This is a genomic window from Delftia sp. Cs1-4, assembly GCF_000214395.1.
GTDB classification, from domain to species: domain Bacteria; phylum Pseudomonadota; class Gammaproteobacteria; order Burkholderiales; family Burkholderiaceae_C; genus Comamonas; species Comamonas acidovorans.
This window is the reverse complement of sequence record NC_015563.1, coordinates 5,175,477-5,199,869: the sequence shown is the minus strand read 5'-3', so window position 1 is coordinate 5,199,869 and position 24,393 is coordinate 5,175,477. Positions and strand designations below refer to the sequence as shown.

At 68.4% G+C, this 24,393-nt stretch carries 20 protein-coding genes; 5 read left to right on the top strand and 15 right to left on the bottom strand.

Going from position 1 to position 24,393, the window contains the following annotated elements:
• Nucleotides 1-69: 69 nt before the first annotated feature.
• Nucleotides 70-5,052, bottom strand: a complete 4,983-nt coding sequence (locus DELCS14_RS22760) for a hypothetical protein (protein WP_013803744.1) — start codon at nt 5,050-5,052, stop codon at nt 70-72.
• A gap of 478 nt (nt 5,053-5,530) precedes the next feature.
• Between DELCS14_RS22760 and DELCS14_RS22755 the strand changes: the two genes are divergently transcribed.
• Together DELCS14_RS22755 and DELCS14_RS22750 are read left to right on the top strand one after the other, a co-directional pair.
• On the top strand, nt 5,531-6,883 hold the full coding sequence (locus DELCS14_RS22755; protein ID WP_228676806.1) for a tetratricopeptide repeat protein: 1,353 nt from the start codon (nt 5,531-5,533) through the stop codon (nt 6,881-6,883).
• Nucleotides 6,883-8,397, top strand: a complete 1,515-nt coding sequence (locus DELCS14_RS22750; RefSeq protein ID WP_013803742.1) for a L,D-transpeptidase family protein — start codon at nt 6,883-6,885, stop codon at nt 8,395-8,397. The genes DELCS14_RS22755 and DELCS14_RS22750 overlap by 1 nt, the downstream gene beginning before the upstream one ends.
• A gap of 61 nt (nt 8,398-8,458) precedes the next feature.
• Here the strand turns inward: DELCS14_RS22750 and DELCS14_RS22745 are convergent, their stop codons facing one another.
• From DELCS14_RS22745 to DELCS14_RS22690, 12 genes are all read right to left on the bottom strand, one after another.
• The gene (locus tag DELCS14_RS22745; protein WP_013803741.1) at nt 8,459-8,848 is read right to left on the bottom strand and encodes a hypothetical protein; all 390 of its coding nucleotides are present in this window, start codon (nt 8,846-8,848) and stop codon (nt 8,459-8,461) included.
• A gap of 128 nt (nt 8,849-8,976) precedes the next feature.
• Nucleotides 8,977-10,053, bottom strand: coding sequence for a GntR family transcriptional regulator (locus DELCS14_RS22740; protein ID WP_013803740.1), 1,077 nt, complete (start codon nt 10,051-10,053; stop codon nt 8,977-8,979).
• 82 nt (nt 10,054-10,135) lie between these two features.
• Nucleotides 10,136-11,326, bottom strand: coding sequence for an extracellular solute-binding protein (locus DELCS14_RS22735; RefSeq protein WP_013803739.1), 1,191 nt, complete (start codon nt 11,324-11,326; stop codon nt 10,136-10,138).
• Between the two features lie 23 nt (nt 11,327-11,349).
• A complete protein-coding gene (locus tag DELCS14_RS22730) occupies nt 11,350-12,462 on the bottom strand; it encodes a GTP-binding protein (protein WP_013803738.1) in 1,113 nt (370 codons plus the stop codon).
• Complete coding sequence (locus DELCS14_RS22725; RefSeq protein ID WP_228676805.1) at nt 12,459-12,791, bottom strand: hypothetical protein; 333 nt, start codon at nt 12,789-12,791, stop codon at nt 12,459-12,461. Before DELCS14_RS22725 ends, DELCS14_RS22730 begins: the two co-directional genes overlap by 4 nt.
• Before the next feature lie 191 nt (nt 12,792-12,982).
• Nucleotides 12,983-13,741 carry an SDR family NAD(P)-dependent oxidoreductase gene (locus tag DELCS14_RS22720; protein WP_013803736.1) on the bottom strand — a complete coding sequence of 253 codons (759 nt, stop codon included), beginning with the start codon at nt 13,739-13,741 and terminating at the stop codon, nt 12,983-12,985.
• Between the two features lie 11 nt (nt 13,742-13,752).
• Complete coding sequence (locus DELCS14_RS22715) at nt 13,753-14,529, bottom strand: SDR family NAD(P)-dependent oxidoreductase (protein ID WP_013803735.1); 777 nt, start codon at nt 14,527-14,529, stop codon at nt 13,753-13,755.
• Between the two features lie 7 nt (nt 14,530-14,536).
• Complete coding sequence (locus DELCS14_RS22710; protein ID WP_013803734.1) at nt 14,537-15,982, bottom strand: MFS transporter; 1,446 nt, start codon at nt 15,980-15,982, stop codon at nt 14,537-14,539.
• 28 nt (nt 15,983-16,010) lie between these two features.
• Nucleotides 16,011-16,886 (bottom strand): polysaccharide deacetylase, encoded by an 876-nt coding sequence (locus tag DELCS14_RS22705; protein ID WP_013803733.1) that lies wholly within the window; start codon nt 16,884-16,886, stop codon nt 16,011-16,013.
• A 1-nt stretch (nt 16,887) separates the two neighbouring features.
• The gene (locus DELCS14_RS22700) at nt 16,888-18,321 is read right to left on the bottom strand and encodes an amidase (protein WP_013803732.1); all 1,434 of its coding nucleotides are present in this window, start codon (nt 18,319-18,321) and stop codon (nt 16,888-16,890) included.
• Between the two features lie 130 nt (nt 18,322-18,451).
• Complete coding sequence (locus tag DELCS14_RS22695; RefSeq protein WP_013803731.1) at nt 18,452-19,225, bottom strand: siderophore-interacting protein; 774 nt, start codon at nt 19,223-19,225, stop codon at nt 18,452-18,454.
• Nucleotides 19,218-20,426, bottom strand: coding sequence for an arabinose transporter (locus DELCS14_RS22690; protein ID WP_013803730.1), 1,209 nt, complete (start codon nt 20,424-20,426; stop codon nt 19,218-19,220). Before DELCS14_RS22690 ends, DELCS14_RS22695 begins: the two co-directional genes overlap by 8 nt.
• A gap of 60 nt (nt 20,427-20,486) precedes the next feature.
• On the opposite strand from DELCS14_RS22690, the gene DELCS14_RS22685 reads away from it, so the two are divergent.
• Nucleotides 20,487-21,146, top strand: coding sequence for a TetR/AcrR family transcriptional regulator (locus DELCS14_RS22685; RefSeq protein ID WP_013803729.1), 660 nt, complete (start codon nt 20,487-20,489; stop codon nt 21,144-21,146).
• A 31-nt stretch (nt 21,147-21,177) separates the two neighbouring features.
• Here the strand turns inward: DELCS14_RS22685 and DELCS14_RS22680 are convergent, their stop codons facing one another.
• On the bottom strand, nt 21,178-21,726 hold the full coding sequence (locus tag DELCS14_RS22680) for a hypothetical protein (protein ID WP_013803728.1): 549 nt from the start codon (nt 21,724-21,726) through the stop codon (nt 21,178-21,180).
• 158 nt (nt 21,727-21,884) lie between these two features.
• Between DELCS14_RS22680 and DELCS14_RS22675 the strand changes: the two genes are divergently transcribed.
• Both DELCS14_RS22675 and DELCS14_RS22670 read left to right on the top strand, forming a co-directional pair.
• Complete coding sequence (locus DELCS14_RS22675; RefSeq protein ID WP_013803727.1) at nt 21,885-22,229, top strand: hypothetical protein; 345 nt, start codon at nt 21,885-21,887, stop codon at nt 22,227-22,229.
• A 21-nt stretch (nt 22,230-22,250) separates the two neighbouring features.
• Entirely contained in the window at nt 22,251-22,778 is a 528-nt protein-coding gene (locus DELCS14_RS22670) for a hypothetical protein (protein ID WP_013803726.1), read from the top strand.
• 24 nt (nt 22,779-22,802) lie between these two features.
• Here DELCS14_RS22670 and DELCS14_RS22665 read toward each other — a convergent pair whose 3' ends face one another.
• The gene (locus DELCS14_RS22665; RefSeq protein WP_013803725.1) at nt 22,803-24,275 is read right to left on the bottom strand and encodes a glycosyltransferase family 39 protein; all 1,473 of its coding nucleotides are present in this window, start codon (nt 24,273-24,275) and stop codon (nt 22,803-22,805) included.
• Nucleotides 24,276-24,393 lie beyond the last annotated feature (118 nt).

Sequence of the window (24,393 nt, the reverse complement as noted above, 5' to 3'; positions counted from 1 at the left end):
GGACGTGCGCCGCCACCGTGGGGCGGCGGCGCAGGGGATGGATGCGGCGCCCGCAGGCGCCGCGGCCGCTCAGAGCAGGGTGTTGTGGTGCAGTTGCTGCGTCAGCACGCTGGCTGCTGCATCGGCCGTGCTGCTGGCATGGCTGCTGATGGAGGTGGCAATCGGATCCAGCTCGGCGACCGAGGCCGCTGCCGCGTGCGATGTGCCACCCAGCAGGCCACCGAGCAGCCCGCCGCCGGACGATCCCCCCAGCAGCCCGCCCAGCAGGCCGCCGCCGCTGCTGCCGCCACCCAGCAGGCCGCTGACGATGCCGTTGTTGCCGGCCACCGTGTTGACCACGCCGCTGACGATTCCGTTGTCGCCGGCCACGGTGTTCACCAGCCCGCTGACGACACCGTTGTCGCCCGCCACGGTATTGACCACGCCGCTGACGATTCCGTTGTCGCCGGCCACGGTGTTCACCAGCCCGCTGACGATTCCGTTGTCGCCGGCCACGGTGTTCACCAGCCCGCTGACGACACCGTTGTCGCCCGCCACGGTATTGACCACGCCGCTGACGATGCCGCTGCCACCGGCCACGGTGTCGAGCACGCCGCTGACGATGCCGTTGTTGCCTGCCACCGTGTCCAGAACGCCGCTGACGATGCCGTTGTCACCGGCCACGGTGTTGAGCACCCCGCCGACGACGCCGTTGTCGCCCGTCACGGTGTTCAGCAGGCCACCGACCAGGCCCGATCCGCCCGTGAGGCCACCCAGCAGGCCGCCGTCACCGCCCAGCAGTCCGCCAACGATGCCGTTGTCGCCCACCACCGTGTCGAGCAGGCCGCCGACCAGGCCGGAGCCACCCGTCAGACCGCCCGTCAGACCGCCAGTGAGGCCGCCCAGCAGGCCGCCGTCGCCGCCCAGCAGTCCGCCAACGATGCCGTTGTCGCCCACTACCGTATCGAGCAGGCCGCCGACCAGGCCGGAGCCGCCCGTCAGTCCGCCCGTGAGGCCACCCAGCAGGCCGCCGTCGCCACCCAGCAGACCGCCGACCAGGCCGTCATCGCCGAGCACGCCACCCAGCAAGCCGCCGTCGCCGCCGACCACACCACCCAGCAGGCCATCGCCGCCGGTCAGGCCGGCCAGCACGCCGTTGACGGTGCCGATCACCGGCTGCAGTGCCTGGCCCGGGACCTGCGTCAGACCGTTGGCCAGGTCCGTCACCACACCCAGCGGACCACCGTTGACCTGGGTCACGCCTTCCACCAGGCCCGTGACCACGGACAGTGCGCCGGTGCCGGGGTCGATCAGCGCATCCAGTACCTGGCCCACAGGGGCGCCGGCCGTGCCGCCGAGCAGGTCGCCAACGGTGTTTTGCACCGTGGTGACAAGGCCGTCGCCGCTGCCTGTTCCGCCGCCCGGAACCAGTCCGCCCAGCAGGCCGCCGACCAGGCCGTCTTCGCCAAGCACGCCACCCAGCAGGCCGCCATCGCCGCCAAGGACGCCGCCCAGCAGGCCACCGTCGCCACCCAGCAGACCGCCGACCAGGCCATCATCGCCAAGCACGCCACCCAGCAAGCCTCCATCGCCGCCAAGGACACCGCCCAGCAGGCCACCGTCGCCACCCAGCAGACCGCCGACGAGGCCATCATCGCCAAGGACGCCACCCAGCAGACCGCCGACCAGGCCGTTGTCGCCAAGCACGCCGCCCAGCAAGCCGCCGTCGCCGCCGACCACACCACCCAGCAGGCCATCGCCGCCGGTCAGGCCGGCCAGCACGCCATTGACGGTGCCGATCACCGGCTGCAGTGCCTGGCCCGGGACCTGCGTCAGGCCGTTGGCCAGGTCCGTCACCACACCCAGCGGACCACCGTTGACCTGGGTCACGCCTTCCACCAGACCCGTGACCACGGACAGTGCGCCGGTGCCGGGGTCGATCAGCGCATCCAGTACCTGGCCCACAGGGGCGCCGGCCGTGCCGCCGAGCAGGTCGCCAACGGTGTTTTGCACCGTGGTGACAAGGCCGTCGCCGCTGCCTGTGCCGCCGCCCGGAACCAGGCCGCCCAGCAGGCCGCCGACCAGGCCGTCTTCGCCAAGCACGCCACCCAGCAGGCCACCATCGCCGCCCAGCAGGCCGCCGACGAGGCCTTCATCGCCAAGCACGCCACCCAGCAGGCCGCCGTCGCCGCCCAGCAGACCGCCAACCAGGCCGTCATCGCCAAGCACGCCACCCAGCAGGCCACCGTCGCCACCCAGCAGGCCGCCAACCAGGCCATCATCGCCAAGCACGCCGCCCAGCAAGCCACCGTCGCCGCCAAGCACGCCCCCCAGCAGGCCGCCATCGCCACCCAGCAGACCGCTGACCAGCTCGCCAATGCCGCCTTCACCCAGGCCGCTGCCCAGGCCGGCAATCAGGCCGTTGAGGGTGCCGATCACCGGCTGCAGGGCCTGGCCGTCCACCTGGGTCAGGCCGTTGACCAGTTCGGTCAGCACGCCCAGGGGGCCGCCGTCCACGCTGGTCAGGCCTTCCAGCAGGCCGGTCACGACCGAGGCCGTTCCATCGGTGGGATTGGCCAGCGCATCCAGCAGTTGGCCCACAGGGGCTGCGACGGTGCCGCCGAGCAGGCCGTCCACCACGTCCTGGACCGTGGTGACCAGGCCGTCGCCGCTACCACCGCCCGTGCCGCCGGGGATCAGGCCGCCCAGCAGGCCGTCCACCAGCTCGCCGATGCCGCCCTCGCCCAGTCCGCTGCCCAGGCCGGCAATCAGGCCGTTGAGGGTGCCGATCACCGGCTGCAGTGCCTGGCCATCGACCTGGGTCAGGCCATTGACCAGTTCGGTCAGCACGCCCAGGGGGCCGCCGTCCACGCTGGTCAGGCCTTCCAGCAGGCCGGTGACGACCGAGGCCGTGCCATCGGTGGGATTGGCCAGCGCGTCCAGCAGCTGGCCCACAGGGGCTGCGACGGTGCCGCCGAGCAGGCCGTCCACCACATCCTGCACCGTGGTGACCAGGCCTTCGCCCGTGCCGCCACCCGTGCCGCCACCGGGCACCAGGCCGCCCAGCAGGCTGCCGACCAGTCCGCCCAGCCCATCTTCGCCCAGGCCGTTGCCCAGACCTGCAATCAGCTCGTTGAGCGTGCCGATCACCGGGGCCAGGCCTTCGCCGTCCACCTGGGTCAGGCCGTTGACCAGCTCGGTGAGCACACCCAGCGGGCCGCCCTCGACATTGGTCAGGTTCTCCAGCGCGCCGGTCACGGTGGACAGCAGTCCGTCCGTGGGATTGGTCAGCGCATCGAGCAACTGGCCCACGGGGGCCGCCACGGTGCCGCCCAGCAGGCCGTCCACGACGTCCTGCACGGAGGTGACCACGCCGCTGTCCGGCGTGCCGGGAGGATTGCCCGTTCCGCCGCCCACCAGGCCGCCCAGCAGTCCGCCCACGCCGGCCAGCAGGCTGCCCAGCGCACCGTCTTCGTCGAGCAGGCCGCCGAGCACGTTGTCCACTACCGTACCGATGGAGCCGCCGGAACCCGCTTCGTCCAGGCCCTTGAGCAGCTCATTGAGCGTGCTGATAAGGGGCTCCAGGCCCTGATTCTGGATATTGACCAGGCCGTCCACCAGCTCGGTCAGCACGCCCAGCGGCCCGCCATTGGTGCTGGTCAGGCTCTCCAGCAGGCCTGTCACCCCGGACAGCGTGCCGTTGCCGGGATTGACCAGCGTATCGATCAGGTTGCCCACCGGGCCGGCCACCGTGCCGCCTGCCAGTGCACCCACCACGTCCTGCACCGAGGTGATCAGGCCATGACCGTCCGTGGGATCCGTCGGATTGGTGGGGTCCGTGGGATTGGTCGGGTTGGTCGGGTTCGTCGGATCCGTGGGATTGGTGGGGTTGGTCGGGTTCGTAGGATCCGTGGGGTTGGTCGGATTGGTGGGGTTCGTGGGATTGGTCGGGTTCGTAGGATCCGTGGGGTTGGTCGGATTGGTGGGGTTCGTGGGATTGGTCGGGTTCGTGGGATCCGTGGGGTTGGTCGGATTGGTGGGGTTCGTGGGATTGGTCGGGTTCGTGGGATCCGTAGGGTTGGTCGGATTGGTGGGGTTCGTAGGGTTGGTTGGGTTCGTGGGATCCGTGGGGTTGGTCGGATTCGTCGGGTTGGTCGGGTTGGTGGGCTCCGTGGGATTGGTCGGATTGGTGGGGTTTGTCGGGTTTGTCGGGTTCGTGGGGTTGGTCGGATTCGTGGGATCCGTGGGGTTGGTCGGATTGGTCGGATTGGTCGGGTTCGTTGGGTTTGTTGGATTGGTGGGGTTGGTCGGGTTCGTAGGATCCGTGGGATTGGTCGGATTCGTAGGATTGGTCGGATTTGTCGGGTTCGTGGGATTGGTCGGATTCGTGGGGTCGGTCGGATTGGTGGGGTTTGTCGGGTTCGTGGGGTTGGTCGGATTCGTGGGATCCGTCGGATTCGTCGGGTTGGTGGGGTCGGTCGGGAGCGGGGGCGCCGGATCGTCGTCGCTGCTGTTGGCTGCTGCGATCAGGCCCACGCCGCCCGCGCCGATCAGGCCGGCCAGCAGGAAGTCGCTGAGCACGGAGCCACCGGCTGCGGCTGCGGCGCTTTCCTTGGTGACGATCAGGCCCAGGGCGTCGCCGTCATTGGCGGGTGCCACCTGGACGTTGCCAGAGGCCAGGTCCAGCACCATGGCCCCGGCGCCGTCGCCGTCGCGCTGGGTCAGCGTGGCCTGCGTGCCGCCCTCGAAGGTGCCGACCAGGGTCTGGCCGTCCTTGCCCTGGAACAGCGCCTTGGCGCTGCCGTCGGCGGGCACGATGATCTTGTCGCCCACCTGCAGCGCGCTGCCGGGCTGGGCCATCAGGGTTTCTCCGTTGCGCACTATCTGCACGCCCGGGCTGACCTGGGACATCGTGGCGGGACCGGCGCCCCGGGGCATGAGCACCGCAGCCGCGCCGGGCTGCGTGTTCGATGTGCCCAGCTGTGCAAGCACAACGGTGGAGGGCTGCTGGTCAGCAAACTGCACGGGGCTGACGGTGGTGTTGCCAGTGGGCTGCATCGATTGGGCGGTCATTTGCTCTCTCCAGACAAGGGTTGAAACGACAAGGTCAGACGGTGGCTTGGAAGCCGTGAAATCTGTCGAGCCCTTTTGTGCAACATGCATGCCATGTGCCGGTGGCAGGTCTGGATGGCCTAGGAATCTTCCTAAGATATTGATTTGTATGGTTTTTGCTATTGATCACAATGTCTCAGCAACGGTCTGTTACGGCACACGTTACGTAACGCCGCCCGGTCCGCTCCGTTACCTCGGAGCAGGCTTTGCGCCGTGTTTCATGGCCCTTGTCTCAAGGACCCATGCAGCGGGGCAAGGTGGCTTTCGCCTATAAAATCGCTGGCTTTTGGCTGCAGGCGCATATCGGCGTGTGCAAGAAGCCCAAAAGCGAACAGGCCCGTCTTCCAACTTTCATTGCGTAGAGAGCGCCCATATGCTGATTTCGTCCAGAGTTCCGTCGCGAGTGCCGGGTCGTACCTATTTGCGGATAGCCCGACCTGTGGCCATTGCCGCCTTCAGCCTGGGGGCCGCTTTGTGCGGGGCGTTTGCCCATGCGTCGCAGGAGGCGGTGGACGAGGTCTCCCGGCTGCTGGAGCAGGGCAAGGCGCCCCAGGCCGCCAAGCAGGCCGAGGCCTACCTCAAGCAGAACCCGGCCGATGTGCAGATGCGCTTTCTGCAGGGCGTGATCGCGGCGGAGCAGCGCCAGAACGCCCAGGCCATCAAGATCTTCACGGCGCTGACCCGTGATTACCCCAGCCTGCCCGAGCCCTACAACAACCTGGCCGTGCTCTACGCAGCCGAGGGCCAGGAGCGCAAGGCCTCGGAAGTGCTGGAGCAGGCCATTCGCACCAACCCCAGCTACGCCACGGCGCATGAGAACCTGGGCGACCTGTATGCGCGCATGGCCAGCGATGCCTATGCCAAGGCCTTGCAGCTGGACGGATCGCGCCAGGCCATCCAGCCCAAGCTGGCCCTGATCACGCAGATCTTCCCCAAGCAGGGCGGCGCCCAGGTCAAGACGGCCCAGGCCACGGCCACAGCGACGGCCGCCTCGACCAAGGTGGCCGATGCCAAGGCAGCCCAGGCCCGCGAAGCCGACGCCAAGCTGGCCGAGACCCGCGCCGCCGAAGCCAAGGCCGCAGAGGCCAAGGCTGCCGAATTCAAGGCCGCTGAAGTGAAGGCCGCCGATGCCAAGGCCGCCCAGGCCAAGGCGGCGGAAGCGAAGGCTGCAGAAGCCAAGGCTGCCGAGGCCAAGGCTGCAGAAGCCAAGCTGGCCCAGGCCAAGGCGGCGGAAGCCAAGGCGGCAGAGGCCAAGCTGGCCCAGGAAAAGACAGCTCAGGCAGCGCAGGCCGCACAGGACAAGGCCCGCGCGGCCGAGGAAGCCAGGCAGGCAGCGGCCAAGGCCGCTGCTCCGGCCACCGCAGCCGCCGCCACCGCCGTGGCCGCCGTGGCCGCCGCCGAGCCTGCCAAGGCAGCGCCTGCCGTCGATGAGAAGAAGGCCGCACAGTCGGCTGCCGCGCAGGAAGTGGAAGCCGCCGTCAAGGCCTGGTCCACCGCATGGGCCGGCCAGGACATGGACCGCTACCTGGACGCCTACAGCGACCACTTCTCCCCGGCCGATGGCAGCAGCCTGGCCAAGTGGAAGGAACAGCGCCGCCAGCGCATCGTTGGCCGCACCGCCATCGTCGTCAATGTGCGCGACCTGAAGGTGACCGTGGATGGCGACAAGGCCACGGCCCAGTTCCGCCAGTACTACGCATCGGGCGCGCTCAAGACCACTACCCGCAAGACCCTGCGCATGCAGCGCGAAAAGGGACAATGGCGCATCACCCATGAAGGAACCGGCTCCTGATGCCTGAAAAAGCGCGTCCCCTGGCACTGCCACCCACCGGCCTGCTGCGCCTGCATGCGCGGGCCGCCGGGGTGGCCGTGCTGCTGGTCGCGCTGTCCGCGGTGTCCTTCAGCCCGGCAGCCCATGCCAGGCAGGCCAAGGCCAAGGCCTCCAAAACGGCAGCTGCCAAGCCTGTCTCCTCCAAGCCTGCCTCCGGCAAGGCGGGCGCAGCCAGGCTGCGCGCGGCATCGGGCAAGCCCGCCCTGGCCGCCGCTGCGGTGGCCACGGCGGGCGGTGCCGCTGCCGTGGCAGCCACGCATGCCAAGGCCGCCGCCCCCGCACAGCAAAGCCAGGCGGAGGCCCGCCTGCTGGCCATCATCCGCCAGGTGGAGCAGCGGGATCTGGACGGCGCGCTGAAGGCCGCCGGCGATCTCACCGCCGAGGTTCCCAATTTCCGCGCAGCCCAGCTGGTGTATGCCGACCTGCTGCGCTTCAAGACCGGCCGTGCCGGCGAGGTGCTGGCGGGCACGCCCGTCGCCGCCTCCTCCGCCCCCGGCCATCCGGGCCAGGGCGTGCTGGTGCGGCACAACCTGTCCGTGGGCAGTGTCGCGCGGCTGGAAGGCCCGGCCAGTCCCACGCAGGCCCAGCTGCAGGATCTGCAAAACGAACTCAAGCGCCGCCTGCAGGCCGACAGCGGCGCGCCGCCCGCGGGCTCCGTTCCCGGCGAGTTCCTGATGCTGGGCGCGTCGGTGCGGCATGCGATTGCCATCGACGCCAGCAAGTCACGGCTGTACCTGTTCGCCCATGAGGCGGGCGGGCTGCGGCTGGTGGGGGATTTCTATGTCTCCGTGGGCAAGCTGGGCACGGACAAATGGCAGGAAGGCGACCAGCGCACGCCGCTGGGCATCTACTTCGTGGGCCGCCACATCCCCGGACCCCGGCTGCCGGAGTTCTATGGCAAGGGTGCGCTCACGGTCAACTTCCCCAACGACTGGGACAAGGCCGTGGGCCGATCGGGCAGCGGCATCTGGCTGCATGGCTCGCCGCCCGACCAGTTCTCGCGCGCGCCCGAGGCCAGCGATGGCTGCCTGGTGCTGGCCAACCCCGACCTCACCTTGCTCATGCAGACCGTGGACCGGCAGACGCCGGTGCTGATCCGCGAGAAGCTGCAGTGGGTGGCCCCCAAGGCCCAGGCCCAGCAGAAGGCGGCAGATGCCTTTGTGCGTGTCGTCGAGGAATGGAAGAGCGCCTGGGACGGGGCCGACCCGCGCAAGCTGGCCGCGCTCTACGCGCCGGACCTGCTGCAGTCGCCCGCCTCGCGCGCATCGCAGGAACGGCTGGCTGCCTACCTGAACCGCCCCGGCGTGACGCTGCAGGACCTGTCCATCTATTCCTGGAAAGATGCCAAGGGAGAGATCCGCGTGGTCAACCTGCGCGCCAGCAGCAAGGCCTTCGCCGAAGGCCTGCCGCTGCGCCAGTACTGGCGCAAGACGGGCGGGCGCTGGCAGCTCTTTTCCGAAGACGTGATGGGCTGAACCGGGCCGAGTCCGGTTGCTCCCGATAGCGTCCGATAGCGCCAGGCGGGGCCCGGCCGGCTCAGGTGGTCTCGTTCTTGCGGTTGCTGTCGAACCGCCGCTCCGCATCGAACAGATGTTGTATCAGCACATGCGAGGTCATGTTCACGCCGATCCCGCCAATCATGGCCGGCAGCAGGTACAGCGCCGTGGACAGCTCCGAGACGAAGATGGCGTTGTCCGACAGCGACGGCGTCTGCCGGGCCGCCGATGCCAGGCTTTGCAGCAGGTAGACATCCACCCCCGCCATGGCCACCAGGGCCAGCCCGAACAGCAGCACCGTGGTGCGCGAGATGCTGCGCTTGGCCAGCAGGGCCGCGTAGATGGCGCAGGGAAGAACGACCGAGAAAACCACCAGGCTCCAGAATCTGGCTTCGGTGAAGACGGTGGTGCTGATGCGCAGGGCGTTCATCGGTGCGGTCCTTTGGGCGCCCAATATGCCGTGCTTGCGTAAACGCCCGGTGAACGGCAGGCAAACCAGCGGTTCCACATGCAACCAGCCGCGCCGGCCAGCGGCAGCCGACTGCAGCAATCACAAGATCAGGCCTGCCGCACCAGGTAGGCGGGCAGCTGCGTCTCAGGCAGCACGGCCAGCACCTTGAGCTGCAGTTGGGCGCGCTTGCGCGCCTGGGCCAGATAGTCCTGCAGCGCCTGTGCGGCCCGCTCATACTCCCCCTCCCACAAGGCATCGACGATCTGCCGGCAGTTCTCGGTCAGCGGCGGGTTGGGCGATTGCGGAAACATGCGGCAGAAGGTGCTGTGGATCAGCCAGGGCATCTGGCACTGCTGCAGCATGCCCACCAGCTTGTCGTTGGGGTGCCGGGCCAGGAAGTCGCCATGCAGGTGCTGCTCGACTCGTTGTTCCAGGCGCTGTTCCAGGCGCAATGGTTCCTGCGTGTCCAGAACACCTGGCGCCGTCGCGCCTTGCAGGCCGTGGCGCAGACTGGCGAGCATGTCCCTGTCCAGGCGCGGCCCGCTTTCGCGCAGCGCTGCGGGCGCCAGCAAGGCGAGCAGCTCGAAGTCCTGATTCACCGCGCGTGCCGTCAGCGCGGCCACACGCCAGGCGGCGTAGGTGCTTTTCTCCACCAGCCCTCTATCTACCAGCCGGCTCAGCACCTCGCGCAGGGCCACGCGGTTGACGTTGAAGTGGTCCATGGCGGCGCTCTCATCGATCTGAAAGCGCCCGAAGATCATGGCGATGGAGATGGACTGCTCCAGCTCGTCGTGGATGCGCTCGCTCTCCGATGGAATGTGGATCGTGGCCTGGCCCGCCTCCAGGCCCAGGGCCTGCGCGTCCAGCGTCAGGCGCTGGGGCTGCACGGCCTGCCCGGGCCGGGCGACCAGGTAGCCGCGTCCGTCGAAGGTGCTCAGCAGCCCTTCGGCATGCAGCAGCTCGAAGGCCTTGCGCACGGGAATGCGGCTGGTGCCGAAGACCTTGGCCACCGGCCCCTCCAGCAGCACCAGGCCGGGCGCCACCCGCTGCTCGACGATGGCCTGGCGCAGGCGCTGGCGTATCAGTTCATAGCGCAGCCGGCGCTCGGAATCGCCAGATTCGCCGCTCTCGCCGGTCTCTTCGTCCCGCGCAGTCTGCGTGGATGCTTGTATGGCTCTTCTCATTCCTGCTTCATCTGCGTGTGCGTGTGCGTGTGCGTGTGCGTGTGCGTGTGCCGCCGCCAGCGGGGGCCGTCATCGGGCAGGACTATAAGGCGCGCGCACGGCGCAGCAGCGTGGCCCACTGGCGCACCAGGTAGTTGTGCTCGTCCATGACGGTGTTCCAGACGGCGATGCGGCCCAGGCGCTGCTCGTAGGAGCCGCCGTCGCGCACGCTGCCGCGCGGGACCACGAGCTGGCCGTCGGTGCCCTGCAGGTCTTCGGCGGCGGGCAGGCCGGCGTACCAGTAGTCCCATTCGCTGGCGCTCAGGTGCTCGCGCGTGCGCAGCGGGTTGGAGATGTAGTAGCCCTGCCGCGCCATCGCGGCACCGGGCCAGCCGGATTGCCACCAGTTCAGGTAGCGGTAGGCGGCGTCCAGCGTGTCGCCCCTGGCCTGGCTGGAGATGCCCAGGCCGCCGTACCAGGCGCGGTAGCCTTCGCGCGGACAGGCCAGCCGGTAGTCCAGCCCCGCCGCGCGGTAGTGGCCCATGGCCGGCGACCAGTGGCTCTGGATGGCAACGCCTGCATCGATCATCAGCCGTGCCGCATCGGCGTAGTTGCCCCAGAAGCCCCTGAACTGCTCGGACTCCTGCCGCTGCAGCAGCACGGCCATCATCCGGTCGATTTCCTCCAGCCCCAGGTTGCTGATGTCGCCGAAACGCATGTCGCCGCTGGCCTGCAGGGCAAGGGCCGCGTCCAGCGCGCCGATGGCGGCATCGGCCTGCAGCGCAGCGCGCCCTCGGCAGGCGGGGGAGACCAGCCAGGACCAGCTTTCCTCGGCCTGGTCGAACAGCGCGGGCAGGGCGGCGGGCAGGTAGACAAAGCTGTCGACGTTGTGCGTGAGCGGCAGCATGGAAATATGCGCGCTGGGCACATCGCTGACGCTGCCATCGGCCTGCACATACAGGCGCGTGACAGGATTGCAGCCCGCGCCAAAGGCCGCCTGCGGCGTGATGCGGCCGGTGCGGGGCAGGGCGTTGACCTCGTCCCAACAGGTCAGGCGTGCCGTGTCGATGGGCTGCAGGGTGCCGGTGGGCCACAGGAAATCCACGCTGTGGAACCACTGGTCGTACAGGTCGAAGCTGTCCTGGCGCATCACGGCCTGGCGCTGGGCGTCGAAGCCGTCCAGCACCTCGAAATGGATGCGTATGCCCAGGTCCTGCTGCGCACGCTGGCGCAGGGCTTCGGTCAGCGTCACCGAGGTGCCGAGGACACGCAGTTCGGGATCGTTCTTGCGCATGTTGCGGTCCTTGCCGTGGAGGTTCACGCAGTGTGGGGTGAGGGACTTGCCGGGGTCTGGCTGCCATTGTCCTGCGAGTGGAGGCGGTAGAACGATTGGAACGATTGCCAGGAGGCCCTGATCTGCTGCTCATCGAGCCCGGCCGTGATGAAGACCAGGCGAGAGCGCCTGTCCTCGCCCGGCCACTCGGGCAAGTGCTCGGGGGCGTGCATGAGATGGCCCATGCCGTGCAGCGCCGTGGGCTGCCCCTGCGGCCAGCCATCCGCGGCCACGGCCACCAGTCCCTTCAGGCGCAGCAGCCGGTCGCCATGGCGGTGCAGCAGCATGGTCAGCCACAGGGTGAGCACGCACCAGTCCACCGGGCTGTCGAGTTCCAGGCAGAACGCCTGGGCGCCTGCGTGCAGACCCTGGCCCTGGCGCTGGCCCTGGCCCTGGCCCTGGCCCGCGCGGCCGCGCGGCGTGCCGACAATGGCGCGTGCCAGCCAATCGGTTTGCAGAGCATGGGATTCCTGCATCTGCCAGGCAGGCGGTACCGCTGCGCCAGGACCGCAGGTGACGATGCTGGCCAGGGGATTGATCTGCGCCAGTTGCGCGCGCTGTGCCTCGGCCTGCTGTGGCGTGGCCAGGTCGGTCTTGCTCAGGTACAGCCGGTCGGCCGCCGCGACCTGGGCCAGCCATTCGGGGCGCTGGGACTGTTGCCACGGGGCATGCAGCGCATCGACCACGGTGGAGATGAAGGCCGGCCTGAAGATCTGGCGCAGCTGCGCATCGCCGATCAGGGTGGCGATCACGGGGCCGGGCGCGGCCAGCCCCGTGGTCTCCATCAGCACCCTTTGAAAAGGCGGCAGCTCGCCGCGCAGGCGGCGCTGGTGCAGGCGCCACAAAGCGTCCTTGAGTTCGCCGCGTATGGCGCAGCAGACGCAGCCGTTGTCCAGCAGCACCGTGTCGGCGTCTATACGGCCCACCAGCAGATGGTCCAGCCCCACGGCGCCGAATTCGTTGATGAGCACCGCAGTCTCGCCCGCGGGCGAGTCCTGCAGCCACTGCCTGAGCAGCGTGGTCTTGCCGCTGCCCAGAAAGCCCGTGAGCACGCCCACGGGCAGCCGCTCGCCGTGGCGGTCCGTCAGGCCGCTCATGGCGCCTGCTCCCTGTGTTCCTGCGCTGGTGCACGCCCTTGTGACCGCACTTGTGCCTGCGCCGGCTGCCACGGCATGGCCAGCGGATCCAGGGCTCGGCCCAGCATCTGCTCGGCGGCGGGCCACAGCGCGCCGAAATCGGCAATCAGCACGCTGGCCCCCGTGGGGCCGGCCAGCACATAGGACTGGCCATGGAAGTCGCTGAGCCGCAGCCGCCACAGCGCCAGCAGCCGGTTGGCGCGCGCAATCTGAATCAGCCGCTGGCGTCGCCCGGCCGATCCGGCCGGCGCCTGGCTCCAGTGGCCGGAGGCCTGCAGCAAACCGCACATTCCACACATGACAGAAACCCTTTCGGTTGCGAATGGAGCCGCCTGCGAAACTGGCGCAGCCAAAGAGCAGAGACACCGAGGAAGGGCCTATGCCGGCCGCGCCGCCCCGCACAGAGGGTGTCGCCGGCTGCCCGTACGCCCCCCTCCGAAGAGAGGGGGAAGGCGCGAAGCGACTCAGGGGGTGCTTCTTTTCACGGCATGACATCGCCGGAGTTGGGCCCCAGCGTCTGTCCCACATACAGATTGCCACCGGGATCGGAGGCCAGCAGCACCGCCGTGGGCGCCACCTCGTCGGCGCGGCCGAAGCGGCCCAGCGGCAGGCTGGCCTCCTTGGCGCGCTTCCAGTCCGCGCTGATGCCATCGACCAGCGGCGTGGCGATGGGGCCGGGGGCAATGGCGTTGACCAGGACATTGTCGGGTGCCACTTCCAGCGCCAGCGACTTGGTGAAGCCGATCACGCCGGCCTTGGCCGCCGCATAGTGGCTCAGCTCCACGCCGCCCTTGATGCCCAGTTGCGAGGCGATGTTGATGATGCGGCCCCAGCGCTGGGCCTGCATGTGCGGCACCGCGCGCCGCGCGCACAGGAAGACGCTGCGCAGGTCCACGCGCAGCATCTCGTCCCACATCGCGGTGGACATGTCGGCGCAGCGCGACTGGGTGAGCATGCCGGCGTTGTTCACCAGGATGTCGATGCCGCCGAAGGCCTGCACGCAGCGGTCGATGATGCGGTGGGCCGTGGACTCGTCGCCCACGTCGCCGATCACGGTTTCGGCCTGCGCGCCCAGCGCGCGGCAGCGCTGTGCCACGCTGTCGGCGCGGGCGGCATCGATGTCGGCCAGCAACAGCTGCGCGCCGGCCTGCGCATAGGCCAGGGCGATGGCCTCGCCGATGCCGCTGCCGGCGCCTGTCACGACGGCGCGGCGGCCGTCCAGGGGCTTGGAGGTGTTCATGTCGGATGTCCTCAACTGGGCCAGCGCACGGTCAGGCCGCCGTCGGCAATGATGGATTGGCCGGTGATGTAGGAGGCCTCGTCGCTGGTCAGGAAGCGGATCAGGGCGGCGATTTCGCGGGCCTGCCCCACGCGTCCCAGCGGGATGCCCCTGGCCGCCTGCGCCAGGCCCTCCGGCCCCAGCGAGTTGACCGGGTCCAGCGATTGCGGCGTCTCGATCAGGCCCGGAATCACGGCATTGCAGCGTATGCCGCGCGGTGCCAGCTCCATGGCCACGGCGCGGCACAGCCCGGGCACGCCTGCCTTGGCGGCCGCATAGTGGGCATGCTGCTCCCAGCCGTAGACGCCGCCTGCAATGGAGGAGACGGCCACCATGGCCCCGCCTGCAGCCATGTGGCGCGCACTGGCCCGGAAGGTGCGCATCACGCCGCCCAGGTCGATGTTGATGACCTCCAGCCACTGCGCATCGCTCATCTCGACCAGGGCCGCCTGGCGCAGCAAACCCGCATTGGCGACGGCGAAGTCCAGCCGGCCGAAGCGGTCCACGGCGACCCGGGCCAGGTGCTCGACCTGTGCGGCATCGCCCACATCGACCGCCTCCATGACGCACCGCCCGCCTGCGCGTTCGACGAGTTCCAGGGTCTGGCCGGGATCGTGCGGATCCCGGGGGTAGTAGCTGCCGGCCACGGCAATGCCTGCCTGCGCATAGGCCAGGGCCAGCGCCTGGCCGATGCCGCTGGCGGCGCCCGTGACGAGGGCCACCTTGTTGCTGGGGGTGTCCGGGTTCATGGCGGCCTCACTTCACGGTCTCGGGATCGACATGGGGCGCCAGAAACATCAGCAGGCCCGAGGCCGCGCAGGGAATGGCGCCCCAGTACAGCGCCGCCTGCACCCAGTCCGAGCCTTGCGACAGCGTCCAGGTCACGCCAAATCCTGCCGCGATGGCGCCCACCTGGCCCATGGCGTTGACGAAGGAGCTGGCCGTGGCACGGATGTGGCTGGGAAAGCTCTCGCCGATCAGGAACAGGGCGGCTGCATAGGGGCCGATCAGGAAGAACAGCCCCAGCGAGTACAGCGGCACGATGCGCCAGAAGTCGCCCGAGGGCGCGTTCAGCATGAGCGCGAAGGCCAGGCCACCCAGCATCCAGCCGATGGCCACGGCGTTGCGCCGGCCTATGCGGTCACCGAGCCAGCCATGGAAGACATAGCCCAGAAAGCCCGCGAGATTGGAGATGATGAGCACCTGCAGCGCACTGGAGAAATCCACGCCCTTGCCCGGCGTGCCGCCGGCGCCGCCCAGCACCGAGGTGCCCAGCACCGCGAAGATCACGATGGCGAACCAGTTCAGGAAAAAGCCCAGGGCCAGCGACAGCGTGGGCCGCAGCGAGGCACCGCGGAACATGGCCGACAGGCCGGTGTGCTGCTCCTGCTGTGGGCTGGCGCCATGCTCCTGCGCCAGGCGCATGGCCTCTGCCTCGCGCCCGGCGCGGCGCAGATCGGCCACGCGCCGCGCGGTCAGGAACTGGGGCGTTTCCACCAGCCGTCGGCCCAGCACGGCAATCACCAGGGCCGGGAACATGGCGAACACGAAGGACAGCGCCCAGCCTCCGCCCTGGCCGAACCAGCGCTCGCCCAGCGGATACAGCAGGGCCACCAGCACGGCCGTGAGCACGGCGCCCACAGGCCAGCCGCCCTGCACCAGCGAGTAGATGAAGCCACGCCGGCGCAGCGAGGCCGGGTCGGTATAGACCAGGGAGAACAGCTCGCTCAGGTAGGTGGCGTTGATGCTTTGCTCTGCATAGCCCAGGCCCGCCAGCGAGCGCACCACGATCAGCAGCACGAAGCCCAGGCCCGCCGACAGGCCGATCACCCAGCCGGCCAGCGCCGTCAGTCCCGAGCACAGCGCGGCGCCCGCCACGGCGATGATGATGCCCTTGCGCCGCCCCAGCCGGTCCGCAATGGGGCCGATGGCAAAGGCCACGATCACCGTGCCCAGCGTCACCCAGGTGTTCAGGCGCGCCTGCTGCTCGGCGCTCCACTGGAAGTGCTCGCCCAGTTGCGGCAGCAGGGTGCCGAAGAGGATGAAATCGTAGACGGCAAAGACCCAGGCGAAAAAGCAGACCCAGGTGGCGTAGCTGACCTGCCTGCGCGTCACGGTGGGCGCGGTCCAGGGGGCATCGATCCCGGCCGGGGTCGGATGGCCGGCGCCTGGGGCGTCGGAGGCAATGGCGGAGGTATTCATGGTGTCCTCGCTGAGGTGGGATGCGGCATCAACGCGGCTGGCGGCGCAGGAAGTCGTCGGCGATCTGGTCGCACGTCATGAAGCGCACGCCCTCATGCGACTGGAAATGCTCGATCAGGCGCTCCAGCATCAGCAGCACCTGGGGGCGGCCGGAGACATCGGGGTGGATGGTGATGGGGAAGACCGCGTAGTCGTGCTCGCGGTAGACCCAGTCGAACTGGTCGCGCCACATCTGCTCTATGTCGCGCGGGTTGACGAAGCCGTGGCTGTTGGGCGACTTCTTGATGAACATCATGGGCGGCAGATCGTCCAGATACCAGTTGGCGGGGATCTCGACCAGCCGTGTCTCCTTGCCGCGCACAAGGGGCTTCATCCAGGTGTCCGGATGCTTGCTGTAGTCGATGCGGGTCCACTGGTCGCCCACGCGCACGTAGTACGGGTGGAAGTCGTTGTGCATCAGGCTGTGGTCGTACTTGATGCCTTTCTTGAGCAGCAGCTCGTTGGTGACCGGGCTGAATTCCCACCACGGAGCGACGTAGCCCGTGGGCGCGCGGCCGGCCAGCCGCGTGATGACTTCGATGCTGCGGTCCAGCACGGCCTCTTCCTGCTCGGGCGTCATGGCAATCGGGTTCTCATGGCTGTAGCCGTGGATGCCGATTTCGTGGCCCGCGTCCACCACGGCCTTCATCTGCTCGGGAAAGGTCTCGGCGGAGTGGCCCGGAATGAACCAGGTCGTCTTCAGGCCGTATTTGTGGAACAGCTTGAGCAGCCGCAGCGAACCGACCTCGCCCGCGAACATGCCGCGCGAGATGTCGTCGGGAGAGTCCTCCCCGCCATACGAACCGAGCCAGCCGCCGACGGCATCGACGTCCACGCCAAACGTGATCTGGATTTCCTTGCTCATGTCATGCACTCCTATCAATGGGAACGGTGGAGGGGGAAAGAACCTGTTCGACGCTCAGCGCAATGCGCAGCAGCCGGTCGTCATCGCCCCGGGGGCGCATGAGCTGCAGGCCCGTGGGCAGAAACGCAGGCCTGCCGTCCAGGCCGGGAATGCGCTGCACGCCGCTGGGCAGGGCCACGGCCGGCGTGTCCAGGTAGCTGCCGGGCATGGTCAGCCGCAGCGTGGCGAGGTTGGTTTCGGCAAACAGCCTGTCGTCGTCCAGCAGCGGCAGCAGCAGGGGTGCGGTGTGGCCCGTGGTGGGCAGCACCAGGGTGGCATCGCCCAGCTCCTGCGCGAACAAGGCCATCAGTGGTGCGCGCTGGGCGATCAATGTCCGGTAGCTGTCAGGACTCAGATGCCTGGCCGCCTCCAGGCGCTGGCGCACGCGCGGGTCCATGCGTGCGGCCTGATCGGCATCGTCCAGGCGTGCGCGGTGGGTGGCAAAGGCTTCATGGGCGCCCAGCCAGCCATGGCGCCGGGTCAGCGTCCGTACGGCGCGCAGGCTGCGCAGCGTGCGGCGCTCCACGCGGGCACCCCGGGTCTCCAGCAAGGCCAGGGAGGACAGGAGGTTGTTGCGCACGGGAGCTTGCACGCGGTCGTCATCCAGCAGGCTGAGGTCCGTGCAGAACACCTGATTGCGCAGGTCCGCGGCGGGGGATGCGTTGGCATGGCCGTCGTCGGTCAGCCCGCGCAGCACGCGGTCCAGCGCCATGCAGTCGGCCACGCTCAGGGCCAGCGGCCCCAGGGCGTCCAGGGACGGCGCCAGCGCAAACACGCCCTGCAGGCAATAGCGCCCCCTGCTGGCGCGATAGCCCACCAGCCCGTTGAAGGCGGCGGGAATGCGCACGGACCCCGCCGTGTCCGTGCCCATGGCCAGCGGCCCGCACCCCAGGGCCACGGCCAGCGCAGCGCCGCTGGACGAGCCTCCGGGCGCCCGGTCGTGGCCTCCCTCATGTGCAAACACCGGCGTGCCGAAGCAGGGATTGAGCCCCAGGCCCGAGTAGGCGAACTCACTGAGATTGGTCTTGCCCAGGCAGACCATGCCGGCCGCTGCGGCACGCGCCACCACGGTGGCGTCGGCCCGGGCTGGCGCGGCCGACTGCAGCAGGGCCGAGGCCGCCGTGGTCGGCGTGCCGCGCACGTCGAACAAGTCCTTCCAGCTGATGGGGATGCCGTCCAGCGGCCCCAGCGGCCGGCCCGCGCGCCAGCGCTCGGTGGACTGCCGGGCCTCTTCGAGCGCGCGGTCCGCCGTGATGCGCGTGAACACGGATTGGCTTGCGCAGGCAACCCGCAGGCAGTGCTCCGTGGCTTGCATGGGCGTCAGCGTGCCGGCTGCATACGCCGCATGCAGTTCGGAGGCCGAGGGAGGCGCCGTCTGGCAGCCATCGGTTTTCATTGAATTTGAATGTTGATGTCAAAGTTCATTTTTTGATTCTAGTGAGCGCCTGCATCCCGCGTCCGGGTGGTTACCCGGGGGGTGTGGCGCTGTTGATGGGTGGAGAAAGCTGCGCGCAGCCCTAGCGGCTCTAGCGATCCTTGTGGTCCGCCTCGCCGGATTTCCAGTAGCCCTTGGTGCTCAACTGGGTGCGGGCGATGCCACGGTCCAGGAAGTGCATCTTCAACGTGCGCATGGCGCCGGACTCGCCGGCCATCCACAGATAGCCGGTGCCCAGCGGCAGCGGCCGGTACATGAGCCGCTGGCACAGCCTCTGGCCGGGCTGGCCTGGCGCAGCGGTGATCCACTCGGTGCGCCAGTTGGCGGCGCTGTCCATGGGTTGGCATTCGCCGTCGTCGACGATTTCCACATAGGCCTTGACCCGGGCGGATGCCGGCAGACTCGCGGCGATGGACTGCATGGCCGGCAGGGCCGAGGCATCGCCTGCCAGCATCATCCAATCGGTGTCGGCCGGTGGGGCGAAGCCGCCACTGCGCGGGCCGGCAATGGCCACCTGCTCGCCCACGCGGGCCTGGGCGGCCCAGCGGGAGGCGGGGCCGTCGCCGCCAGCTGAGGTGTTGTTCTCATGCTTGGCATTGAACGCATCGCCATGCAGCACCAGGTCAATGTCCAGCGTGCCGGCCTGGCAGTCCACGCTGCGCAGCGTATAGGCCCGGCCTTCGCCGGACGGCAGGAACAGCTTGACCCAGGCAGCGGGCGCATCCGCTGCGGGCGCTCGGGAGAAGGCAGCAATCTGCTCGCCGCCCAGCGTGATGCGGCGCATGCGCGGGGTGATGGACTGCACGTTCACCACGGTGCCCAGGGCGCGCTGCGTGCCGGCGGGGGTGTGAATCGGCTCAGCCATGGGAGGCTCCCCGGGCTGCGTTCACGCGCAGCAGCAGGGCCACGGCAATGGACAGCGCCACGCTCACGGCGGCGGCGAAATACACATCTCCCACGCCGGTGACGCTGGCCAGCAGCCCGGCGGCGGGAGCCGTCAATCCCATGGACAGGTCGAAGAAGGCCACATAGGCCCCCATGGCCGCACCGCGCGCCTGGGGTGGCGCACGGCGGACGGCTTCCACGCCGAAGGCCGGGAAGGCCAGCGAATAGCCGAAGCCGGTGAGTGCGGCTCCCGCATAGGCCCAGGCCGCATCGCCGCCGCCCCAGATCAGCAGCAGGCCCGCCGCCTCCAGCGGAATGCTGGCCAGCGCCACCCGCACGCCGCCCAGCTTGTCAGGCAGATGGCCGAAGAACAAACGCGCCCCGATGAAGGCGAGGCCGAAGGCCGTGAAGGCCAGCGAGGCCGCGCCCCACCCGCGCGACGCGAACAGCAGCGCCGCAAAAGTGGTGATCACGCCAAAGCCCGCGCTGGACAGGGCCAGCCCCAGGCCGGGCAGCCACACCGTGCCCAGCACCTTGTAGAACGGCGTGCGGCGCTGGGCCGCAGCCGGCGTGGCGCGCAGGCCCCAGACCATGGCCAGGGCGACCAGCGGCAGCACGATGGTGGCCACGGCAATGCCCGAGAAGCCCCAGGCCGCCTGCACTGCCACGCCGGCCGGCGCGCCCGCCGCATAGGCGCCGTACATGGCAATGCCCACCCAGGCCATCACCTTGCCGGCATGTTGCGGGCCGATCATTCCCATGCCCCAGCTCAGGGCGCCGGTGATGATCAGGCTCTCGGCGCAGCCCAGCATCACGCGGCCGGCGGCCAGCACCCAGACTGCGGCCTGTCCGCCCTCGAAGGCGCGGGACATCAGGTAGGCCACGCCCGAAGCGGCGGCCAGCAACATGCCCAGCACCACGGCACGCCTGGCGCCGCGTGTGTCGGCCAGAGAGCCGGCCCATGCCCGCGACAGCAGGGCCGCCGCGAACTGGCAGCCCATCACCGTGCCCACGCCCAGCGTGCCCAGTCCCAGGGTCTGGCTCAGGTGCAGGGGCAGCACGGGCATGGGCATGCCCAGGCAGAGAAAGCTGACGAAGACCGCCAGCGTCAGCGGCAGCAGCCGCGCGAATGCGTTCACCGGCGGCGACGCGGCCGCGGATGGCGAAATTCCGGAAGACATGTGCATTCCCTTTCAAATACGAGTAAAAACTCAGGTCACATGTCCAGGAGAATATGAGCCATGGCTCGCATTGAAAACTCGCATTCGCAGGCGGCGCAGCGGCAGCCGCCCCAGCCCCGCAAGCAGCCACGGCAGGCGCGTTCCCTTGCCACGGTCGAGGCCATTCTGGAGGCCGCGGCTCGCGTTCTTGCAGAACGCGGCTACGCCGCCACCAACACCAATCTGGTGGCCGAGCGCGCAGGTGTGAGCGTGGGTTCGCTCTACCAGTACTTTCCCAACAAGGACTCGCTGATCACGGCCTTGCACGAGCGCCACGCGGCGCAGATGTACGCGGCCATTGCCGCCGTGCTTGCGGCCGAGCGGCCGCAGGGCCTGCAAGGCCATGTGCAGGCCATGGTCCGCGCGCTGCTGGCGGCGCACCGGGTCGAGCCCGATCTGCACCGGGTGCTGGAAAAGGAGTTCCCCTTCTTCGACGCGCCGCGCGAGCAAAGCGCGGCGGACGGCGGAATCTTCCGCCAGGTGCGCCAGCTCCTGGAGCTGCACCGCAGTCAGCTCGCCCACCGCGATCTGGACCTGGCCACCTGGATGCTGCTGCAGACCATGGAGTCCCTGGTGCATGCCGCCGTCATCGATCCGCCGGCCATGTTCACCCCCCAGGCCCTGGAGGATGGCATCGTGCAGGTGCTGATGGGGTATCTGCGAGCGCCTGCCCTGGGTTGAGGATGCAAGGCGCGATTTGGCCGCCAGGTCCTCAGGGCGCGAAGACCTCCGGATCGTCGTGGCGCCATGCGCCTATGCAGCCGATGAGGCACACCACAAAGCTGGTGATGGAGCCAGCTTCGCCCGCGTCCTCATACTTGGCCACGATGTTGACCTGCGGCTTGCGCCAGGCCAGCAGACGTCCGCCATGTCCCGGTCGCTCGATCCCATCATCCATTTGCGGCGGCCCAAAAACCGCCACCAGCGCTTCAGGTGCGGATCGCATGCTCAGCCCCGAAGGCAGGCTGCCCGCAAATACGGCCCGGATTCTGCTGTCTGCCCCCGGCGCAAGAAAATGCACGGAGCCAATGAGCCAGACATCGCCATCCTCCCAGTCTCTCCCCGTCCGCCTGGAAAGTGCCCGGGGACGATAGACATCGATGCGCAGCGAGGACTTGGCGGACCAGATGATGTCGTCGTCAAAATGGCTCGACGGCCTGGGCATTCGCTTGACGCCCAATGGGCCAAGCAGTCGGGCCACTTTGCCGGCGTCATAGGGCTGGCCCAGCATGTCGATGAGTTCTTCGCAAGGGGATTTCATGGGCACGGTGGTGGTTCTCAACAATGGGTGCAATCACGCAATGCGGACAGGCGCGGCCCGCAGGCAGCGTATTCTTTCTGCCCATCATTTCTCGAGCAAGGCAATGTGACATGAGGCCTGGATTTTTGCGTCGCCATTACGCGGTCAGACGGCTTGGCATGCTGGCCCTGCTTGCCAGCTTTCCCATTCAATCCCTGTTCACACAGATCTGGTGCCATGCAGGTCTGACCCGTTTCTGGCTTGCCAATGCACTCGTGATGCTGGTGCCGCTGGGCATGCTGGCTTGGCCCAGTTCCTGGCCTTGCCTGGTTTCTGCGGCAACGGTGCTGATTTTCAGTCTGTGGGCCAATGCACAAGAATGCGCGCCCTATGCAGGCGGCGGTGCATCCATGGCCTATGTGGTGGTGTTTCTTTTGGGTTGGCCCATGGCCTTGATCGGTGGAATGGTCATTGGATATGTGACCGTGATTCAGCCCAGACAGCAGAAAATTGAAAAGCCTTGATTTGAAACACATAGCGCGCCCATGTCCAAGAAGCCCAAGAAGACTTACAGCGAATACCTGCTCGAACAGCATCCCGAGCTGCACGCGCTTTTTCCGTACTACGAATCCCTGGGTTTTGCCGAGCCCGTGCTATGGGCTCTGAGCGAAAGCCGCGGAGAGCCCACCGTGGCCATGGCGGCACTGGTTCACGGGTTGTGCAGCGAGGTGGCGGCTGCCGGAGACAGCCGCTGGCTGGAGCAGTTGCACCAAGGAGATCTGAACGTCAACGAAGGCCCGTTGCTCAGCGATGCGCAGCAGGCGCTGGGCCGCCTGCGCGCGTTGGGCATTGCCGACGACTTGCTGATGCCCCTGGTGCGCGCGGCACAGGCGCATGCTGTCAATGACATCGCAGCCATGATCGACATGGGGCCGCAGATCTCCTGTCTGCCTTTGCCGCAAGGCAGGCAAGCGCACTGGCAGTTGTTCGATGTGGACGTCGAAGACGGCGAAACCCCGGGCAAGGGTTTGAGCGGCTTTGCCATCGATGTGCGGCACGTGCTGGTTCGCTAGTGCCCGGCCCAGCCATCACCCTGTTCAGCTTGGGACGCAGCTGCCCGCATCTTCCTCCGGCGGGGTGACACGCCAGAAAAGGGATGGAAAGCCTTCTCCCACCGGCTGATGGCCGGGCGGCTGCGATGCCGCCAGCTGCAGGTGCAGCACGCCGCAGGCATCCACCATGTGCTGGGAAATCCAGGGGCTGATGTCCATGCGCCCGTCGATCAGCACCAGTGGCTTTTCGCGCAGCTTCAGGGCCAGGGCCTTGGCCTCGGCCGTGGGGCCTGCGATCACGCGGATATCGCCGCCCAGCGCTTCGCGCGCGGGTTCGGCAAGCGCCTGGCTCAAGGCCTTTGAATCGAAGTTTCTCCAGTGCCGGCTGTTAAGCCGCAGTTCACTGCGCGCCGAGGTCATCTGGGCCACGAGCAGCAAGGCCAGTTGAAGCGCCACGAAGCACTTGATGGCGGTGGTGATCGATATGCGCGACGGGTGCAGCCTGGCACCGGCCAGCTCCATGGCGACGGGAACGGCCAGCAGCAGAAAGGGCGTGCCCCAGTGCAGCTGCAGCGACGAGCCCGCAAAGATGCCGATGGCGCAGGTCAGCACGATGGGCGTGAGGCCAAAGCACAGGATCAGCGCGCGCGATGCATCGGCTGTCCCGGGACGCTGCGGTGTGTCCTGCGGCGCACGGCGGCTGCGGCGGTGCAGGGCCATCACCAGTCCCAGCAGCACCCAGGCGAGCAGCGCGCGGTTCAGCAACTGGTCTGCCAGCCAGTGCAGCGTATTGAGCAGTCTTGCGCCACCGCCCAGGCTGGCGCCCAGCGAGGATTCGGTGGCATAGCGGATGGGGCCGAAGTCGTTCAGGAAAAGCCAGTACAGGTGCGGCGAGATGATGGCCAGCGAGATGGCCGCCGCCAGCACCAGGCCGATCATGTGGACCCGCTCGCGCCAGGCGCCTGACGCCAGCCAGAACAGGAATACCGCCACGGCGGCCAGGATCATCTGGTACTTGGCCAGTGCGCCCAACCCCAGGCAGCAGCCCAGGGCGGCCCACCAGCGCAGCTGCCTGCTGCCCACCGCACGCCACACCAGCAGGGCGCTGGCCACGAAGAAGGGCATCAGCACGACTTCATGGTTGAAGAAGTGCATCCGCTCGTTGTAGTAGGTGATGCACATGGCCGCCAACAGGGCCAGCGTGGCGTAGCCGCTGCCGCGCAAGTCATTCAGCAGCTTCCAGAAAAGGAACAGGCCCGCCAGCGTGAAAAGCGCGCCGGTGGCGTAGCTGGTGCGCGCAGACAGGCCGAACAAATGGACCGGCGCCGAAAGCAGCCAGGTCGGCAGGGGCGGGTGCTTGTAGTAGCCCCACTCCAGGCTGTGCACCCAGGTCAGTTGTTCGAGGTTGTCCTTGGGTGCCGTGAGGCTGGAGCTGTCGATCTGCAGCAGCCAGACCACCGAAAAGAGAAAGAGGCCGATGAGGACCTTGATGTCCAGGGAAAGCGACGGTGCGGGCATGGCCAGCGGAGCGCTTCGCGTGATCGCGCTCGCTGCTTGTGAGGGGACGGGATGGGTCATAGGAAATGCCAGCGGCGACGACAAGTGCGCTGGCACAGGGGAAATTCCCAGGAAGGCG

Excerpts from the sequence above, each read along its gene's own strand:
- DELCS14_RS22760 (WP_013803744.1), bottom strand. The coding sequence starts at position 5,052 with ATGACCGCCCAATCGATGCAGCCCACTGGCAACACCACCGTCAGCCCC.
- DELCS14_RS22750 (WP_013803742.1), top strand. The coding sequence starts at position 6,883 with ATGCCTGAAAAAGCGCGTCCCCTGGCACTGCCACCCACCGGCCTGCTG.
- DELCS14_RS22745 (WP_013803741.1), bottom strand. The coding sequence starts at position 8,848 with ATGAACGCCCTGCGCATCAGCACCACCGTCTTCACCGAAGCCAGATTC.
- DELCS14_RS22740 (WP_013803740.1), bottom strand. The coding sequence starts at position 10,053 with ATGAGAAGAGCCATACAAGCATCCACGCAGACTGCGCGGGACGAAGAG.
- DELCS14_RS22735 (WP_013803739.1), bottom strand. The coding sequence starts at position 11,326 with ATGCGCAAGAACGATCCCGAACTGCGTGTCCTCGGCACCTCGGTGACG.
- DELCS14_RS22730 (WP_013803738.1), bottom strand. The coding sequence starts at position 12,462 with ATGAGCGGCCTGACGGACCGCCACGGCGAGCGGCTGCCCGTGGGCGTG.
- DELCS14_RS22725 (WP_228676805.1), bottom strand. The coding sequence starts at position 12,791 with ATGTGCGGTTTGCTGCAGGCCTCCGGCCACTGGAGCCAGGCGCCGGCC.
- DELCS14_RS22720 (WP_013803736.1), bottom strand. The coding sequence starts at position 13,741 with ATGAACACCTCCAAGCCCCTGGACGGCCGCCGCGCCGTCGTGACAGGC.
- DELCS14_RS22715 (WP_013803735.1), bottom strand. The coding sequence starts at position 14,529 with ATGAACCCGGACACCCCCAGCAACAAGGTGGCCCTCGTCACGGGCGCC.
- DELCS14_RS22710 (WP_013803734.1), bottom strand. The coding sequence starts at position 15,982 with ATGAATACCTCCGCCATTGCCTCCGACGCCCCAGGCGCCGGCCATCCG.
- DELCS14_RS22705 (WP_013803733.1), bottom strand. The coding sequence starts at position 16,886 with ATGAGCAAGGAAATCCAGATCACGTTTGGCGTGGACGTCGATGCCGTC.
- DELCS14_RS22700 (WP_013803732.1), bottom strand. The coding sequence starts at position 18,321 with ATGAAAACCGATGGCTGCCAGACGGCGCCTCCCTCGGCCTCCGAACTG.
- DELCS14_RS22695 (WP_013803731.1), bottom strand. The coding sequence starts at position 19,225 with ATGGCTGAGCCGATTCACACCCCCGCCGGCACGCAGCGCGCCCTGGGC.
- DELCS14_RS22690 (WP_013803730.1), bottom strand. The coding sequence starts at position 20,426 with ATGTCTTCCGGAATTTCGCCATCCGCGGCCGCGTCGCCGCCGGTGAAC.
- DELCS14_RS22685 (WP_013803729.1), top strand. The coding sequence starts at position 20,487 with ATGGCTCGCATTGAAAACTCGCATTCGCAGGCGGCGCAGCGGCAGCCG.
- DELCS14_RS22680 (WP_013803728.1), bottom strand. The coding sequence starts at position 21,726 with ATGAAATCCCCTTGCGAAGAACTCATCGACATGCTGGGCCAGCCCTAT.
- DELCS14_RS22675 (WP_013803727.1), top strand. The coding sequence starts at position 21,885 with ATGCTGGCCCTGCTTGCCAGCTTTCCCATTCAATCCCTGTTCACACAG.
- DELCS14_RS22670 (WP_013803726.1), top strand. The coding sequence starts at position 22,251 with ATGTCCAAGAAGCCCAAGAAGACTTACAGCGAATACCTGCTCGAACAG.
- DELCS14_RS22665 (WP_013803725.1), bottom strand. The coding sequence starts at position 24,275 with ATGCCCGCACCGTCGCTTTCCCTGGACATCAAGGTCCTCATCGGCCTC.